This is a genomic window from Pontiella desulfatans, assembly GCF_900890425.1.
Lineage (GTDB): Bacteria > Verrucomicrobiota > Kiritimatiellia > Kiritimatiellales > Pontiellaceae > Pontiella > Pontiella desulfatans.
Window position 1 is genome coordinate 2,086,416 of record NZ_CAAHFG010000001.1, and the last position, 17,869, is coordinate 2,104,284.

Sequence of the window (17,869 nt, forward strand, 5' to 3'; positions counted from 1 at the left end):
ATCATTCTCCACATCATCGTTTCAATACGCCGGGCGATCACAGTTCGTTCTTAACTTACTCCTCGACCAGCCCTTTCACATGATGCATAGACACGGGATTTTTGAGCGGTTCGCCGGCTTCGTTTTTGAAGGAGTTATTGCGCAGGGTTACGTTTTCCACGTTACGGATAATAACCGGCTTCTCGACCCTGCTGACGAAGGTGTTGCCCTCGACGACAATGTTTTTCATGAGCGGTAGCGGCTCGGTGGCGGTTTTGGACTGCAGCTTGATGATTTCGCGATGCATGTTGGAAAAGTGGTTGTTGCGGATCGTTACATTCTGCGGAAACGGCCCTTCATAAAAGTTGCCCATTTCGTTGGAAAGGTAGATCCCTTCGGCGGCCAGATTGCGGACGGTATTCCCTTCAATCAGCCCGTCATAACCGCGGGTACGCATGGCATCGCGCCGCTGTTTATCGAAGGTATTGTTGCGGACAATGAAGCCGCGGCTGACCGCATTGAGGTTGTAGAACTGCGTCGCCTTGCCATCAATCTGTGCGCGCACCTGCCCGGTCACAATGCCCTCAATCGGCTGATCGAGCGTGATGATTTCAGGATGTTCCTCATCCATTTTAACCACGGTGTACGGCCCCTTCACCTCGCCGGTCGGCGGGAAGTAGGCCATGAACTGGTCGCCCTCGCGCACGGCGCAGATATCGCGGTGCCACGTCAGCAGCCCGCGCCAGTTGCAGAAGCGGAATTGGTTCTCTCCCAGCACTTCGGCCACCATGATGGTGTCGGAAGCAATATTGATGCTGTCATCGAGCATGCCCTCGAAATAGCAGTTTTCAATGAGCGGCCCGACGCGGTTATCCTTGCAGTGCATGCCGTCGCGCCAGTTCGTCACCACACGATCGTCGAAGCCCGGACGGTGGCGCACCTGGAATCCGTCAAACGTAATCCGGCCGGTATTAAACTCCACCCGGCTGGTCATGGCGCTGCGGCCGCTGTACATGGTGACGTTTTCAATTTCGCAGTCGGCGCTCTGGCTGACGATAATGTTGGCCGATGCATCATAGGAAACGTGCATGCCGAGGCCTTCCAGCCGTTCAACGGCGTTCCAGTAGAGCGGCTGAAAATAGACATCGCCCTTCCGGAAGTTGGAAATGTGCTGCTTGTAATTTTCTTTGGTGAACAAGCGCACCGTGCGGTCGCCCGTCTTCTCAAAACGTTCCGTGAATACATGATCCACCATGCCCGGACGGATGCGGCGCTCCTGCGGATCGAGCACGGCCCCCCACGGCCAGAACGGGCGAACCGTGGCCAGTTCTTCATCCGTCGGAAATTCGCAGTAGCCGTCCATCAGCTTGATATCAAACCAGCCTTCTTCAGGATTGGTGGCCATAATTTCGCCCTGCGTATAGGAGAGCGGATCGTTTTCCAGCAAGAGATTTTTAACCGTCACGCCTTCGCAGCGGCGGATGCGAATATAGGCCTGCTTCGGATCGACGAGGATCATGGAACCATGGCCATCGACCGTTACATGCTTGAGTTCCTGCAGATCGATCTGATAGACGCTGTCGTCACGTACTCCCAGCTTATAAACCTTGCCCGCTTCAAAGTGCAGCGTCGCACCCGGCCCTGCATTCCCCAGTGCGTCCAAAGCCTTCACCAGTGCGGCAATGTCGTCAGTTTTGCCATCACCCACCGCGCCGAAGTCGGCTAGCTTCAAATCCATATCTCCACCCGTTGGAACCGAGTTGCATCCCGCCAACAGAGCAGCCATTGCACAACCCATTAAAATATTATTTTTCATATTCTCATTCTCCTTAAAACCGTTCACCGCACTCAACCGGTGCGTTTTTTTCAAAAATAATGTCTTTCGAGCTGCTTCAGGGCTGAACCCCGTGAATCAACTCTTCCCATCGGGATTTTTCCCAGATGTTCGGGGCTGGCAGGTCGCGCCCAAAGCGGGCCGCTTTAGTCTTCAGTTGCTCGACCACCTCGGGATACTGCGACGCCACGTTGTTCTTTTCGCCCAGATCATTTTTCATGGAATAGAGTTCAATGCCGGCGGCGTGTCCGTCCGGAAAATCCGTATAAACCTGCGATTGCAGTTCTCCGGTAAAACGCAGCGCCCAATCATCACTGACCACCAGGCAGGCCCCGGGCTCTCTCTCCTTCAGCTGTCCCTGCTGCCCGTTACCGCTGTAGTGTGTCATGAACTTTTCAAAACCCCACAGCCGCGAATGAAGACCAAACCAGACCAGCTGATCATGCGGCCCCTTGGCGGCACCGTCGATCAGCGGCAGCAGAGACCGCCCGTCGAGTCCATCGGGAACCGGGATCCCGGCCGCATCCATTGCCGTCGGCATCAGATCGAGCAGGGAAGCCAGTTCCTGTGTGCGACGCCCCTTCTGGATCCGTTCCGGCCAAAAAATCATCAACGGCACACGCACCCCGCCCAGGGTGTATTGCCCCTTCTGACCCCGATGGGGTGCATTGCCCGGCAGTGTGCTCATGTCCGAAACCGAACCCCCGTTGTCGGAGGTGAAAATGATGACCGTGTTGCGGAGCTGTCCATTGGCCTTCAATTTTTCCATGATGAGCCGAATGCCTTCATCCACGGCATACAGGTGACCATAGAAATTTTTCAGGAGCTCCGGCGCATCCGCGAAGGGCTCCATGTATTTTTCCGGCGGATTCGGCAACAGCGGCCCATGCATCGCATGCAGGTGTAGGTTGATAAAGAACGGCTTCCTCTGCTTCCTTGCTGAATCGATGAAACCCAGCGCCTTTCCAGTGAAAGTCTCGGTATTATAGGCTGTCTGACGTCCCGCATGCTTAAACCCATCCCAGACATTATAGGCATCAATAAAGCGGGACTGGTGATAGTTGTACCCATAGTAATAGTCGAACCCGTTGTTCAGCGGATGCAGTTCATCCGGTACCGAGCCGGTGAACCCCGCTTCTTCCATGAGTCGGTTCAACTGTTTTTTATCCCCCTTGAACGTGCGGTATTTTTCCCGGAGCTGAGCCTCCATTTTTTTATCGTGCCCACTCAAGTGCCATTTTCCGATGTGCGCAGTGGCATAGCCCGCCTGCTTGAAATGCGGCATCAGAATCCGTTCCGGCGGCAAAACGATTTCATCGACGCCCACCACATCGTGGTTCCGATAAATGCCGAAGCGGTTGGGATGCATCGCGCTCGCCAAACCCACCCGCGAAGGATTGCACAGCGAACTGGAGGAAAAGCCGCGTTCGAAAACCAGCCCGTGCTCGGCCAGCTTCGACATCGTCGGCATCGCCTTGCGCGCCGCCTCCAGCGCGTCGGCACCTGAATAGGCCTTGCCTTTTTTCAGGCCCTGGACGTAGTCAACAAACTTTGGATCAAAGTCGCTTTCCGCCAGCTCTTCGGCCATCGGCGCAAACTGTCCGATGCCCATATCGTCCGTCATGATCAGCAATATGTTCGGTCGTTCGGCAGCAACCGCCGCAGCGCACAACCCCAACAAAGCAACTATACCGCCATGCCATCTCATACTATTCAACACCCAGATATTTTTTCAATTCGCTGTAAGGTTTGCCGGCGGCGCGCTGGCGGATTTCCAGCCCTTTGTTCCACTCCGGAATCAGCAGATCCTGCACCTGCAGCGTTTCTTCAAAAAGTTCCATCTCGCCGGTAGAACGCGGGTCGGCGGTCGCACGACCGTATGCATCCATACGAGTCCTTAGCCGCTCCAGAACCGCGGCGTATTCGGGATCATCGATTAGGTTTTTGTATTCCCACATATCGTTCTGCAGGTCATAGAGCTCTTCAACCCGCTCCGTGCGGTCTGCATTGGGATATTGAACAATATATTCAAAGCGCTTATCGCGGATCGTGCGGCTTGTGCGCGGATGCGTATGCCACTCGCTGGCGGTCATCACCCAATCGCGTTCCGGATCAATCCAGCCCGACTTGTCGGACTTCACCACGTCGAGGAAACTTTTGCCGGTCATGAACGACGGAACCGCCACACCGGCAGCCTCCAAAAAGGTCGGCGCGATATCCGTGGATTTAACGAAATCCTCAACCACACGACCGGGCGGTACCGAACCTTTCCACATCAACGCCATCGGCACGTGGCATCCCGCATCATACGCCGTGTTTTTTCCTTTCAAACGAAGCGGGCTCATTTCGGTGCCGGCCGCCCGGGCCTTATCCTCCATAATTCCCCCGGGATCACTGTCCGACCCATTGTCACCAATGTAAAGCACCAGCGTATTTTCCAGCATGCCCCGTTTTTCAAGGGAAGCCAGCATCTGTCCGACCTGCTGATCGGCATGCAGGATTTCATAGTAGAAACCGAGCGGATGGCGATGCGGATTATTCCCCGGTTCCGTGTTAATCTTGTCGGCATCGACACCAAACTCCTCTTTCAGCAGCCTTGTCGCCTCCTCCTGATTCGCCCAGGGGGCATGCGGCTCTTCAATGCCTGCCCAGAAGACGAAGGGTTTGTCTTCATCGCGATCACCGAGAAAGGCCTCAAAATTATCCGGCACATTAAAAGGACTCATGTACATGCGATTTTCACGATCCTTGGTCTTATGATCGTACACGCCCTTTCCGGTCATGTGCTGTCCTTCCAGCGGATAGAGGCCCGGCCCCCAACGCTTGCCGGAGTGCGCCGCCTGATACCCGTTGGCCTCCAAAAGATCCATCATCGAGGTAAACTTTTTCGGGAAATAGGACAGCATGAACGCGCCCTGCTCCAGTTCCCATATATTGCGACCGGCGAGGATCGCAGCACGCGACGGCCCGCAGGAGGGCGCACTGGTGTAGCCGTGCGTAAAGAGTACCCCTTCTTCGGCCAACCGGTTGAAGTGCGGTGTCTTCAAATTGGAGTGCCCGTAGATATCGTGCTCAAACCAGCTCTCGTCGTCCGTGACAATCAGCAGCAGGTTGGGAGCAGTCCCAGCCGGGCGGCCTCCGGACATCTTTTGTTCCGCGACGGTCAACCCCGTCAGCAAAAGGGCTGCAAGACATAGCGCTTCTTTTTTTTTCATACCATTAACTCCTTCTATTCAAATTTGTTTCGCGATCCCGATACGCTTTCACATTTCGTCAGTTGAATCGCAGAATCCCGTTTCATGCTGCTCGAAAAGGTATTCCCGTCTACCCGCATGTCTTTACTTTCCCCGATCTGGATCGCCGGAACGTCGGAGGCCGTTGCACGCCGGATCGTGTTATCGCGGACTGCTCCACCAACAATGTTCTCCAACATAATTTCCGGCCCCTCTCCATCGGTGATCGTATTATTCTCGATCGTGATATCTTCGGCAAAGGCACCGCGCCCATTGGTATAGACTCTGAAGGAGTGCCTATTGACATTGCGCATGATGTTGTTGCGGATGATGGTATCACCAGGAAAGGGCCCTTCATAAAATGAGCCGACCTCATTATTCAACTGGACCCCGGCTCCACCCTCCACGGTGTTGCCTTCGAAGAGTCCACCATTGCATCTCGCCAACAGCGAAAAGCGCCGCTGGGGACCGAAATAGTTGTTCCGCACAATATAGTCCTTCCCGCATTGATCCATATTATAGAGCCCGGTAAGCACCATCTTATCCTGCCCGCCGGGAAACAGCCCCGGTTTGGAATAGGTGCGATTCCGGTCGAACAACCCAAGCTCCGGAATGGGTTTATTCAGCGTAATCACCGAGAAGCCCCGTCCCCCGACGATTCCTTTTATATGCGGATGAGGTTCCACCGAACGCACCTTTAGATCATTGACAATCGTGCCGGACTTCGGGGTGTAGGCCATCAATACATCGCCCTCTGCGGGGGCCCCGCCTCCGATCAAATACCGCTTGCTCCCGAGATCCTCGATCACCCAATACGGACAGACGGAAACATTGATCGAGTCATCCATCATACCCTCTATATGACACCCCTCGATAATCGGCCCCACCGCGTTATGCTTGCAGTGGAAACCGTCCTTGATCGTACTGATCAGTCGATCGGAATCCGGCTTGAACGTGATTTTCGCCCCTTTGACATAGACCCGCCCTTTATTTCCGCCAAAGGAGTGGGTCATGCCGTATTTGGTGCCATGAAACGCGTAATTCTCCAAAAGGATGTCACTGCTGGAGCTGACCGAAATACTGGCCGCCCCACCCGCATAGTTGAGGGCAAACACGAACCGATCGCCCACCTCTATATTTTGGCAGGTTCGCCCCCTTAATTGAATACGTAGGAGTCCCGCTTCACCACTCTCCTCCGTGATGTTCACTATTGTGAAATGATCCGGCCCGCCCCGCTTGAGTTTCCGTTCGTCCGGGTGAATCAGAAAGCCAATCTCATCCCATATCTTTCGCCTCATTTTTTCGCCCACTTGAAGCGGATTGTCATAGCCGTCGTGAAGCTGCAGTAGGAATGAACCTTCACGGTGGTCAACGCGGGTTATGGTTCCCTGGGTATAGGCCAACGGCGCACAATCAAACGAAAAGTCGCGCATCATAATCCTGGAGCAGCTCGAAATGTTAAGGAACGCGTTGTATGGATTATTGATGATCTGTGCGCCATTCCCTTCCAACGCAATACCCGACACGCCGTCCAGGTTGATCTGAGCCCCCCCGCGGAAACGATCAAGCCGGTAGCTTTTTTCATCGAAGACCACGGAGCTGCCGTAGCCGGCGGCAACAGCGGCCTCCACGGCTTTTCGAACCGCCGGTCCATCATCGGTTACCCCGTCGCCCACCGCGCCGAAATCCGCCACATGGAAGGGTCGCCCACTCCCTGCCGACGCAACCAGGCAAAGTCCTGCAACAATTACACTTGCCCAAAAACTCATTCCTATAAACATCCTTTGAAGGCCGAACTTATTGCTCTTCCTGACCGTATTTTGCACGCAGATTGGCCATAACCTGATGGGTGATCGGATATTTCCGTAACACGAAGAACGAGAAAAGCATCAGGATGGGGCCGACGATAAAGGTCATCAGCGCCAGCTTATCGAGCGTATCGGCACTCTGAGTCTCTGCGCCGGAGACATAGCCGACGCCCTTGAGAATGTAGCCAGTCACAAACAGACCCAATGCACTGGCCATTTTGAGGAAAAAGGAGAAGCCGGCAGCATAGCGGCCTTCGGTTACTTCACCGGTTTTCAATCTTTTCACGAGCGACAGGTCGGCAATCATGGCCGTAGCCAGCGGAACAATAATGCCGCACCCGGCCCACCACATGGTCTGAAATAGGCCGAACACCACGCTTGAAAGATGAAACGCCTCATCCCCGGTCATAAACAAAGGAACAGACTTCGGCGCCATCAGTCCGCCAGTAAAGATCGCCAGCAGCGCCAGACAACCGAATGATCCCATGGTCATGGCCGCATAACCGGTCTTCTTTTTGTCCAGCCGTTTTACCAAACCGCCGAGCAGGAAGGCGCCCAGCATAAATCCAACCATGCCGCCGGTGTGCACAAAGGTTTTTTCCGGAGCGGAAAATTCCATGTATTCCACATAGGTGAACATCTGTACCTGCGAAACCACCATCATCGAAAACTGCGCCAGCCCGAAAAATCCGAAGACAAACCAGACCAGTTTGTCGGTATAAACATCTTTCAGGTCATGAACAAAGGCCTTTACATGATCTCCAGCGCTTAGCGAGTCATCTTTGACCAGCCCCTTTTCCGCAAACTTATAGGTGGCATACACACAGAGCACAACCAACAGGGCCGCACTGACCGTTAATACCGATCCCATCGTAAGATAATTTCCCAATACCTTGGTCCCATCAATCACGGTCCCATCATCACTTACCTTGTTCGGGAAAAACAGCATCCAGCCCAAACCGCCGAAGATGATGTTGATGATCATATTAAACCCGTAGCGAACACCCTGTACCCGGGCTCGATCTTCATCGGTTCTGCACATCTCAAATCCGAGTGCAGTATGGGGAACGACAAAAACAGTAAAAGCCGTTTTAATCAGGATATTGAGGATCAGAAGGTACCAGAAGAGCGTCTTTTCACCCTGAAACGTTTCAGGAACAAACCAGACAAAGAAAAACAGCATGGCAAGAAGGAGTCCGCCAATCAGCATGTAGGGGTGCCGTCGCCCAAACCGACTGTTCGTGCGATCGGAAATGGTGCCCATCACGGGATCGGTAATCGCATCGTAAAGGGTTGTGGCAGCAAATGCGGCTCCGGCCAACTCCGGGCTCATCCCCATAATCTGCGTATAGAACAGCAACGCAAAATTGTTAACGCCGTTCATCGTTATCGAGGTTGCCCCCTCCCCCAAAGCATAGCCCCACAGATCGCGCGTTTTTAGTTTTTGAAATATCGTTGCAACACCCATTTTTTCTCCTTGCCCCTGCTCTACGTCACAGGTCTGTTAGTACGTTAATAGAAAAAGAATACCAAAAGCCGACCCTAGTGCCTATCCGTCAAACAACCGAGGCCGGGAAAAACAGTGTGGCCGGCCATCGAGTGTCTCAACGCAGGTATAAGCGGCTGTTCGAACAGCACGATATTCCTCCATAATTTGCATTTTACGTCAACCTCACCGCATGAATCTCCCACCCGGCGATTACATCCTTCCGCCGACTGATCGGCTTAAATCAGGCCCTTACGGACGGCCGTGGCGATGGCGGCGCCGGCGCTGGGCACGGCGAGTTTTTCGAGAATGCGCCGCGTGAACTGATCCACAGTATGGTAGCTGATGTCCAACTTGGTCGCGGCTTCCTTTTTGGTCAACCCGTCTGCAAATGCGCTAAGCACTTCAATTTCCCGAGGACTCAACAACGCTTTTTCTGACGGATTGTTGCCCGGCAGCAACGAGGACAGCACGACGCGTGAAAGGGATGGGTCAATAACAAGGCCGCCCTGATGAACCGCCATAATGGTGCGTTCAATATCGTCCAGTTCGGAACTCTTCAACACATAGCCCGCAGCCCCGTTCTGTAAAGCCTGAATGACGTGATGATAGTCGTCGCTCTGCGTCAGCATGATGATGGCCGTTTCAGGGAGAATTCAACACCGTGAAAAGCTGGACCCTTGAATCCACGACGGTCGACCGACCGGAGACACGGCTGGTGGAAAGCGGAAACTGGGATGGGAAAACCATGACCGTGAAAGCAAAATCCTGGACGGACCGATATGAAACCGGAAAACCGTTAATTGCCCGCTATGCGCTTTGGCCCCTACTGGCTTCCGGAAAGCTGAAAAAGGCTCCGCTTGAGTTTGATCTGCTTGAAGACTGCGCCTTGCGTCGCGGGTGGCACGGCTTTGCTGGACAGCTATGCCCATACCGGCTGGGGCAGTGTTCCCACCCATTACCTTCGTCGACAAAGCCGGCCGCGTAAAGCTCATCACCATGCAGACCGTCAACTGGGCGCTAACTGAATTAGCCTAAAATAGTCCTCGCTCGCGCACCAGCTCGAACGGTTGTCATCGGCCTTGAACTCCGGCTTCCTGTGAAAATGTTTTCCGCTCAGCCACCCTTGTGCCATCACGCCGCGCAGTTGTGTGTCCCGCTTGTTTTCACGCGCAATTTCCCAGGCCTTGGAAGTCCCTAAGGTTGCACGCTGCAAATCAGCGCAATCTTCATTCAATATTCCGTGTTCGTTATTCGATATCCCCAAGCGTTCCTACAACATTTTGTAGCGGAAACTACAAACCCCATAGTTTGCGGGATTGAGGACTCTATGCTTCTATAACTATGAGTACTCTTTATGAAAATATATTGGCTTTTAGCGGCGGCATCGACCTTTCTAGCAATAACCGTTTCGGGCTCGGAACCATGGCAGGCTTCATGGATCGGCGTTCATGAAAAAGAAACGGTGACGGCATCACAGAAAGCCCTGCGCGATCGGCTGGAACAGAATCCGCTTCCCAGAAAGGCCTGGCTCCGTGATGAATTCGCGAATCAATGGTTCTGCTATCGGAAAGAAGTTAAACTGTCGCAAAAACCGGCACGTGCGATTGCGCGTATTGCGGTGGATAGCAAATACTGGCTGTGGATCAATGGGGAGTTGGTGGTGTTCGAAGGGCAGCTCAAGCGCGGCCCGACGCCGGAGGACACCTATTTTGACCGTGTGGATCTGGCGCCGTATTTAAAAGAAGGCGATAATACCGTCGCCGTGATGGTCTGGTATTTCGGGCGGCATGGATACAGCCACAAGAGCAGCGGAATGCCCGGACTAGTATTCGATGCGGAGATCGATGGCAAGCCCCTACTGAGCGATGAAACCTGGAAGGCCATGTTGCATCCGGCATTTGGTGATACGGAAGCACCCCATCCGAACTATCGGCTACCCGAATCCAACCTTCGCTTCGACGCGCGAAAGGATCTATCGGGCTGGCACCTGCCCGGATTCGATGATTCCGCGTGGGCGCCCGCGGAAACGTATGGCAAACCTCCCTGCGCACCCTGGAACCAATTGGAGGAGCGGCCGATTCCGTTCTGGAAGGACTTTGGTTTAAAGTCCTATCCGAATGAGGACGATTTCCCTTCGGTTTCTATGGGGGAGCCCATTGTCGCGAAGCTTCCGTACAACGCCCAAATTACGCCCTATCTAAAAATCGAAGGTCCGGCGGGAGAGGTCGTCGATATTCGAATGGACAACTATCGCGGCGGAAAGGAACCGAACGTGCGGGCGGAATATGTCAGCCGCGACGGGGTGCAGGAATACGAGAACCTAGGCTGGATGAATGGCCATGAGGTGCACTATACCCTTCCTCGAGGATTTAAAATCCACGCGCTGAAATACCGAGAGACGGGATATGACACCGAATTCACGGGCACGTTCGAATGCGATGACGAATTCCTTAACCGGTACCGCCAGAAAGCGTTGCGAACGCTTTATATCACTATGCGCGACACCTATTACGATTGCCCCGACCGTGAACGGGCGCAATGGTGGGGCGATGTGGTGAACGAAATGGGCGAGGCATTTTATGCGCTGGACACCCGGGCCATACCGCTCGCGAGAAAGGGCATCCTTGAGTTGGTGAACTGGCAGCGGGATACGGGCGTAATCGCTTCCCCCATTCCCTCGGGCGTCTCGTTCCGCGAACTGCCGATGCAGATGCTCAATGCTGTGGGCTACTTCGGGTTCTGGACGTACTATCTCTATTCGGGCGATCTCGGAACCATTCGTACCGCATATCCGCATGTAAAGCGGTATATGGAGCTATGGGAAATCGGCAATGATGGCTTGGTCGTTCAGCGTCCCGGCGAATTCACATGGGGGGACTGGGGGGAAAACAAGGACATGGCAATCCTCTACAACGGCTGGTTCTATCTCGCGCTGAAGGGGCAGATGCTGATGGCCGAAGCGCTGGGAGAGACCGGCGATCTGCCCAGCATTTCGGCCCGGATGAAAAGCATCGAAGACCACTTCAATAAAACCTTCTGGAACGGACGTGAATACCGGTCGGCGGAATACACCGGCGAGACCGATGACCGTGGACACGCGCTGGCCGTTCTGTCGGGGCTGGCGAAGCCGGAACAATATGACGCGATTCGGAAGGTTTTTCGGACTCATCAACACAGCAGTCCCTATATGGAAAAATATGTGGGCGAGGCCCTCTACCGTATGCGGTTGGAAGATGATGCCATCGCACGAACCAAAAAGCGGTTCGAAGTCATGGTGGCTCATCCCTATGCGACGCTTTGGGAGGATTGGGTCATTGGCGGCAGCGGAGGCGGAACCATCAATCATGCCTGGAGCGGCGGTATGCTCACCCTGCTCTCACAATATGGCGCCGGCATTGCGCCGACGAGTCCGGGATTCGCGACGTATCACGTGCTGCCGCAGATGGGATCGCTGAAAGCGATCAAAACCACCGTCCCCTCGGTGAAAGGGCATATTGAGCTGAAGCTACAAAATGAAGATGACCTTTTTTCCATGGAGCTGCTTTCACCGGAACATACCGAAGCATTCGCTGGAATTCCCCATCGAGCACTTGCTGACATAACCCGTATTCAGGTGAACGGCACGGTGGTTTGGAATCGAGGAAAAGTAATCGCTTCTGTAATGGGGTTTGAGTTTATCGAGGATGCCGAGCATTACCTCAACTTCAAGGTTCACCCGGGCCGTTGGCATATTAAGGCCCACTATGAATAATGCAGAATTATTCGTTTTAAAACTACAAGGGAGAAAGCAATGAACAAACGGATTATTTTAAACCTTTGGATAAAAGGTGCAGCAGTTGCCTGCCTGGCCTTATCAACTCTAAATACCTTTGCTCAGCAGCAAAACAGCCAACCTAACATCGTCGTTGTTTATACGGATGATTGGGGATATAGCGACTTAGGCATTCATGGTATTCGTGATGATATTCTAACCCCGAATATTGATCAACTCGCTCAAAGCGGAGTGTTGTTTACAGATGGCTATGTCACCGCCCCTCAATGCGCACCATCGAGAGCGGGATTTTTAACCTGTAAATATCAACAACGTTTCGGTTTTGATTCCATTCCTTCTTTACCCTTAAAGGCTGAAGAGAAAACGGTGGCTAATCATTTGAAAGGTTTTGGGTACAGAACCGGGATGATTGGGAAATGGCATCTGGATATAGGTGCTCTTGGTGGTGAATGGGCCAAGGAACATTACCCCGATGCTTTGGTTAAGAGAGGCAGCAGGGAGACGGTCGATGTAGATGCTGTTCCAGCAAACGTCAAAAAAACATACGAACCGGGACAACGTGGGTTTGATGAATATTATTGGGGCCGAAGCAATGATTATATCGTCAACTTCCCCCCTCATCAAAACACCGAGTCGGGTGTAGCAATTACTGTAGGGGGTGACCGGGTTGATCAAAAAACAGAGGCCAGCCTCGACTTCATTGAAAGAAATGCCAACCAAAAGAAGCCCTTCTTTTTATACACCGCTTATTATGCGCCTCATACCCCCTCGACGCCTTCAAAGCATTACCTGGATCAAATTCCAGCACAGGAATCGCAACAAAGACGAAAAGGCCTTGCGCTCATGCTGGCGGTTGATACCGGGGTTGGAAAAATCGTCAATAAACTAAAAGAGCTGAATATCTATGATAACACCATCGTACTATTTGTCAGTGACAACGGAGCTCCCCTGGCCGACTTCATCGATACCCCGGAAGGTAAAGTTGCTTATTCACTGGTCGATGAAAACCACCCTGCATACACCAAAGGCAAGCGCCTTCGTTGGGATGGCTCGCACAATGAACCGCTGAATGGAGATAAAGGATTACTTACAGAAGGCGGCATACGGGTTCCAATGGTAATGTCCTGGCCCAACAAGATAAAGTCCGGTCAAACGTGCGGAAAACCGGTCAACACCCTCGATCTGGCTAAAACTTTTTTGAGTGCAGCGGGTGATGTGAGCACCTTGCCGGAACTGGACGGTGTTAATCTGCTGCCGTATCTCAATGGTCAGGATGATTCGGACTTGTTGCAGCGTCCTATGTTCTGGAGGTTTTATACGCAGTCAGCCGTTCGAAAAGGTAAATGGAAATTACTTCTAGTTTCAGATCAGATGGAGTTCCTGTTTGATCTGGATCAGGATAAAGAAGAGAAAAACAATGTCATTGAACAATACCCGGAAGTGGCTGGTGCGCTTAGAAAAACATTAACGACCTGGGCGGGCAAGATGACCCCTGCCAAACTGCCATCCGGCCCGCTGCAGCCTCCGGAAGTGTTGAAATATAAACTTTATTTTTCTCAGGAATAATTGGAGCGATACTATGAAAAAACGATCTGGACGAAATTTAATAAACGCTATGGCGGTCTGTGTAGCTGCTGTTACAGCGGTCAGCGCAAACTCGGCTTTTGCCCAAAGTAAAAAACAGCCTAATTTTCTGATTATCAGTGTCGATGATGTCAGCTGGTTTGAGCATAGCATTTATGGAACATCCGATGTCCCGACCCCAAACGTTGATCGAATCGCAAATGAGGGGATCCGCTTTAACCATGGGTACGTGAGTGCCCCCTCCTGCGGCCCCAGCCGCGCGGCCATGCTCTCCGGCAAACATTTTTGGCAGCTTGAACAGGGTGCCTTCATGCAGTCGTTCTTCCCTAAAAAATTTCCGACCTATCCGCTGATCCTGCAGGATAACGGTTATGAAACCTGCTCTGTCGGAAAAAACTGGGGGCCGGGAATTGCACCCAGCCGGGATGGACATCGATCCAGCGTCGCGGGCAAAAGTTATAACCATATCTCACGGGAAAATGCCGAAAAGACCCCGTATCTGTATCCTCGAGATTATTTAGCAGGAATAGAGCAGTTCCTGGCAGAGCGAAGTGCGGACAAACCGTTTTGTATTTGGGCCGGCATCTTTGAGCCGCATGGCCCCTGGATGAAATCAAAGGATGCCGTTTCACTGGCACAATCGGAATTCGGAGTCGATGTGAGATCATTGACCTGCGACTACTATGATCACGCAAAAAATGCCGCTAACCCGCAGGGGCAAAATCCCGGGTATTATTACGAAATGCTGCACTATGACCGCACGGTCAAACGGATGCTTGATTCGTTAGAAGAAAAAGGGCTGTTGGATAATACCATGGTCATTTTTGTTGGTGACAACGGAACCTTCGTTCGCGGCGAAAATTTAAGCGGTTTCGAGCTGAACATCGTAGGAGATAATCAGACCCCCCGATCGAAAGCATCCGGTTATGACGCGGGTGTACACGTCCCCTTCTTCTTAATGTGGAAAGACCGAACTCCAGGGGGCCGGGTTGTTGATGACTTTGTATCCGCCATTGATATCGGGCCGACCGTACTCGATGCGGCGGGCGTTCCTATTCCGGAAGGTATGAGCGGCCGAAGCATGATGAAAATCATCAATTCGACTAAATCAGGACAGGTTGATCCGAGTCGTGACACGATGATGACCGGAATGGAATTTCATTATGAAAACACCCTAATGCCTGCCAGCCGGAACATCAGGAACCAACGGTTTGAATATGTCATTCACTTTGAAAACGGCGGCGAGGAGTTCTATGACCTGAAAAATGATCCGTGGGAAACCAACAATTTAATTAATGATCCTGAATACCGAGCCGAGATACAGCGCCTAAAGGCCAAAATGAAGAAGATCGGCCTTGAGCAGGGAGATCCCCGTTTTACTGGCGAAATGGATTTGTTTGACCACACGCACCAGTACTGCAATCAGGGTAAAGAGTCCCTTTTTAATAAAACGTGGCAGAATAATTTTAACCGTTCCTATGCCGAAGGTTTGAAGGCCGTCGGACTGCCGCCCGTACCGAGAAACTAAAATTAAATATATAATCCAGCACTTATTTTTATCCATCGTATGTATGGCAGCGGGGACTTTTGCAGTTGGAGCGGATCGCGCCCCGAATGTGATTGTGATCCTGATGGATGACATGGGCTACGCCGATCTCGGGATCTATGGTCAGGAAAAAGATGTAAAGACACCGCACCTCGACCAGCTGGCGCGGGACGGTGTGTTGTGCACGGCGGGGTATATTACCGCGCCGCAGTGTGCTCCTTCGCGCATGGGATTGCTTACCGGGAAATATCAGCAGCGCGCGGGATTCGATACCATTCCCGACCTGCCGATGCGCCTGGATGAGGTGACCATTGCCGAGCGGCTCCGGGAAGCGGGGTATACCACCGGCATGGTGGGTAAATGGCATTTGTGTCCTAGCTGGTGGTCTATCCCCTGGGCCCGCGAGCAGGGATTGGAAGCGCATATCACTACGGAAAACCCGCGCTTTCCCGGACAGGAATTCCTTCTTATGGATACGGGTGAAGTGGAAGAAAAAATGCGTGAATATTACCCCGGCCACCAAGGATTTGATGAATATTTTTATGGCCGGACGCAGGAGTATTGGCGGAACTTTTCGCGTACGGGAAAAACGCTGAGCACCCCCACGCAGTGGGAGCGCGAGGAGGGTTTTCGTGTAGACATTAAAACCGAGGCAGCCTTGGCGTTTATTGAGCGAAACAAAACCAATCCGTTCTTCCTCTATTTGGCTTACTACGCGCCGCATACACCGCTTGCATCCACACCGGAATATCTTTCGCGCTTTTCTAAGGAAATGGTAGAGCGTCGCCGCTACGGTCTTTCGATGATTGCTGCAGTCGATGACGGGGTCGGTAAAATTCGCAAGCTGCTCCAGGAATACGGACTGGAGCAAAATACACTCATTTTTTTCCTGAGCGACAATGGCGCACCGCTTGATATGACCCTGCCTGACGAGCCGTTAAATAAGCCCTATGCCGTATGGGACGGCTCAAAAAACACCCCATGGATCGGCGAGAAAGGCATGCTTTCCGAAGGCGGGATCCGGGTGCCGTTTGTGGTCAGCTGGCCCGGCACATTCAAAGCCGGACAGGTTTGTGATCAGCCGGTTACCGCACTGGATATCGCACCGACGGCATTGGCGGCCGCGGGGCAGTCCATTCCGGCGGAATTGGACGGGATAGATCTCATCCCCTCGTTCAGTGCAAATTCCAACGGATTGCCGCAGCGCGATCTGTTCTGGCGTTTCTGGGGACAGAGCGCGATCCGCCGCGGCAACTGGAAATATGTTTATTTGAGCGATGGTCGTGACGCACTGTACGATGTAAGCACGGATGCACACGAAGCGAAGAACCTGATCCGAACGCATCCCGAAAAAGCCCAGCAGCTGCGCAGCGCGTTAAAAGAGTGGACCCATGAACTAATGCCCCCCGGCCTGAACCCCATATCGTTGAGTGAGAAGGAAAAGACGTGGTATCAGTTTTATGAAATCCTGGATTAAATGATACCGATCTTTAGTAAAAGCCGAGGCGGAAGCCACGGCTGAAATCAACTGACCATTAAATATCAACCCACCGGAACAAAACGATGAAAACAAATGACCATTTACCCATGGAACCCTATGCACCGCATTCAGACCGCTACAACGAATCCTTTTACCGCACCTGTGGTATGAGCGGTATCCAACTGCCTAAATTAACGCTGGGCCTTTGGCATAACTTTGGGGATGCGGACAATCTGCACGAAGGCCGCAACATGCTGCGCCGCGCCTTTGATCTCGGAATCAACCATTTTGATTTAGCGAACAACTATGGCCCTCCCTATGGCAGTGCGGAACAAAATTTCGGCACCATTTTCAAGCAGGATTTTGAGGCCTACAGGCATGAACTATTCATTGCAACCAAAGCTGGGTACGACATGTGGCCCGGGCCGTTTGGTCGTGGAGGGTGCAAGAAATATCTCATCAACAGTCTGGATTTAAGCCTGAAAAGAATGCAGTTGGATTACGTTGATCTCTTCTATCATCACACACCGGATCCATCCACGCCGGTTGAAGAGACGGCCGACGCGTTGGCGCTGATGCATCAGCAAGGAAAAGCGCTCTATATCGGCATTTCAAACTATTACACCCCGGAAATCGCAAACCCGATGGTGAAAGCCCTGAACGATCGCGGAGTCCCCCTCTTCATCAATCAATTAAGATACAATCCGCTCGATCGAAAAGCAGAAGCCTTGTTTCCGATCTGCGAAAAAGAAGGCTTTGGCGTCATCGCCTTTTCTCCGCTGGCCCAGGGTGTCTTAAGTGGAAAGTATAAAAAAGGGATTCCTGAAAATTCCAGAGCGGCCAATAGCGCATCCTACTTAGCCAATGGTCTCGAAAAAAGCTTCATCGAAAAAGCCATTCAACTGGAAGAGCTCGCCAGCGAAGCCGGACTCACCCTCATCGAACTCACCTTCCTATGGATTCTAAGAAATAAAGCGGTAGCCTCCGTATTGGCCGGTGCCAGCAATGTCAAACAGATCGAACAGAATGTGGAAGCCCTTGAAAAGCCCCCGCTGGACGAGGAGGTAATACGACAGTTGGATCAAATCATATAGAACTGCCGGATTCATTCCGCGAAGGGATCGCCTGCTGAACCTCAATACCG

The 17,869-nt window shown here is 52.6% G+C and carries 12 protein-coding genes; 6 read left to right on the top strand and 6 right to left on the bottom strand.

Annotated elements, in window-relative coordinates:
* Positions 1-55 precede the first annotated feature (55 nt).
* From E9954_RS07670 to E9954_RS07695, 6 genes are all read right to left on the bottom strand, one after another.
* Positions 56-1,795: a right-handed parallel beta-helix repeat-containing protein gene (locus tag E9954_RS07670; protein ID WP_136078617.1), complete on the bottom strand. Its 1,740-nt coding sequence runs from the start codon at positions 1,793-1,795 to the stop codon at positions 56-58.
* Positions 1,796-1,871: 76 nt separating this feature from the next.
* A complete protein-coding gene (locus tag E9954_RS07675; protein WP_136078618.1) occupies positions 1,872-3,521 on the bottom strand; it encodes a sulfatase family protein in 1,650 nt (549 codons plus the stop codon).
* 1 nt (position 3,522) lies between these two features.
* Positions 3,523-5,028 carry a sulfatase family protein gene (locus E9954_RS07680; RefSeq protein ID WP_136078619.1) on the bottom strand — a complete coding sequence of 502 codons (1,506 nt, stop codon included), beginning with the start codon at positions 5,026-5,028 and terminating at the stop codon, positions 3,523-3,525.
* Between the two features lie 14 nt (positions 5,029-5,042).
* Entirely contained in the window at positions 5,043-6,815 is a 1,773-nt protein-coding gene (locus tag E9954_RS07685; protein WP_168442066.1) for a right-handed parallel beta-helix repeat-containing protein, read from the bottom strand.
* A 28-nt stretch (positions 6,816-6,843) separates the two neighbouring features.
* Positions 6,844-8,322, bottom strand: a complete 1,479-nt coding sequence (locus tag E9954_RS07690; protein ID WP_136078621.1) for an MFS transporter — start codon at positions 8,320-8,322, stop codon at positions 6,844-6,846.
* A gap of 257 nt (positions 8,323-8,579) precedes the next feature.
* Positions 8,580-8,972: a LuxR C-terminal-related transcriptional regulator gene (locus E9954_RS07695; protein WP_136078622.1), complete on the bottom strand. Its 393-nt coding sequence runs from the start codon at positions 8,970-8,972 to the stop codon at positions 8,580-8,582.
* 32 nt (positions 8,973-9,004) lie between these two features.
* Here E9954_RS07695 and E9954_RS07700 point away from each other — a divergent pair, with 32 nt between their 5' ends.
* From E9954_RS07700 to E9954_RS07730, 6 genes are all read left to right on the top strand, one after another.
* Positions 9,005-9,328, top strand: coding sequence for a hypothetical protein (locus tag E9954_RS07700; protein WP_136078623.1), 324 nt, complete (start codon positions 9,005-9,007; stop codon positions 9,326-9,328).
* Between the two features lie 369 nt (positions 9,329-9,697).
* The gene (locus tag E9954_RS07710; RefSeq protein WP_136078625.1) at positions 9,698-12,094 is read left to right on the top strand and encodes an alpha-L-rhamnosidase-related protein; all 2,397 of its coding nucleotides are present in this window, start codon (positions 9,698-9,700) and stop codon (positions 12,092-12,094) included.
* Positions 12,095-12,133: 39 nt separating this feature from the next.
* Positions 12,134-13,681 carry a sulfatase family protein gene (locus E9954_RS07715; RefSeq protein ID WP_136078626.1) on the top strand — a complete coding sequence of 516 codons (1,548 nt, stop codon included), beginning with the start codon at positions 12,134-12,136 and terminating at the stop codon, positions 13,679-13,681.
* Between the two features lie 13 nt (positions 13,682-13,694).
* Entirely contained in the window at positions 13,695-15,227 is a 1,533-nt protein-coding gene (locus E9954_RS07720; protein WP_136078627.1) for a sulfatase family protein, read from the top strand.
* Positions 15,228-15,270: 43 nt separating this feature from the next.
* Positions 15,271-16,722, top strand: a complete 1,452-nt coding sequence (locus tag E9954_RS07725; protein WP_136078628.1) for a sulfatase-like hydrolase/transferase — start codon at positions 15,271-15,273, stop codon at positions 16,720-16,722.
* An 86-nt stretch (positions 16,723-16,808) separates the two neighbouring features.
* Positions 16,809-17,819: an aldo/keto reductase gene (locus E9954_RS07730; protein WP_136078629.1), complete on the top strand. Its 1,011-nt coding sequence runs from the start codon at positions 16,809-16,811 to the stop codon at positions 17,817-17,819.
* The last annotated feature ends 50 nt before the right edge of the window (positions 17,820-17,869 follow it).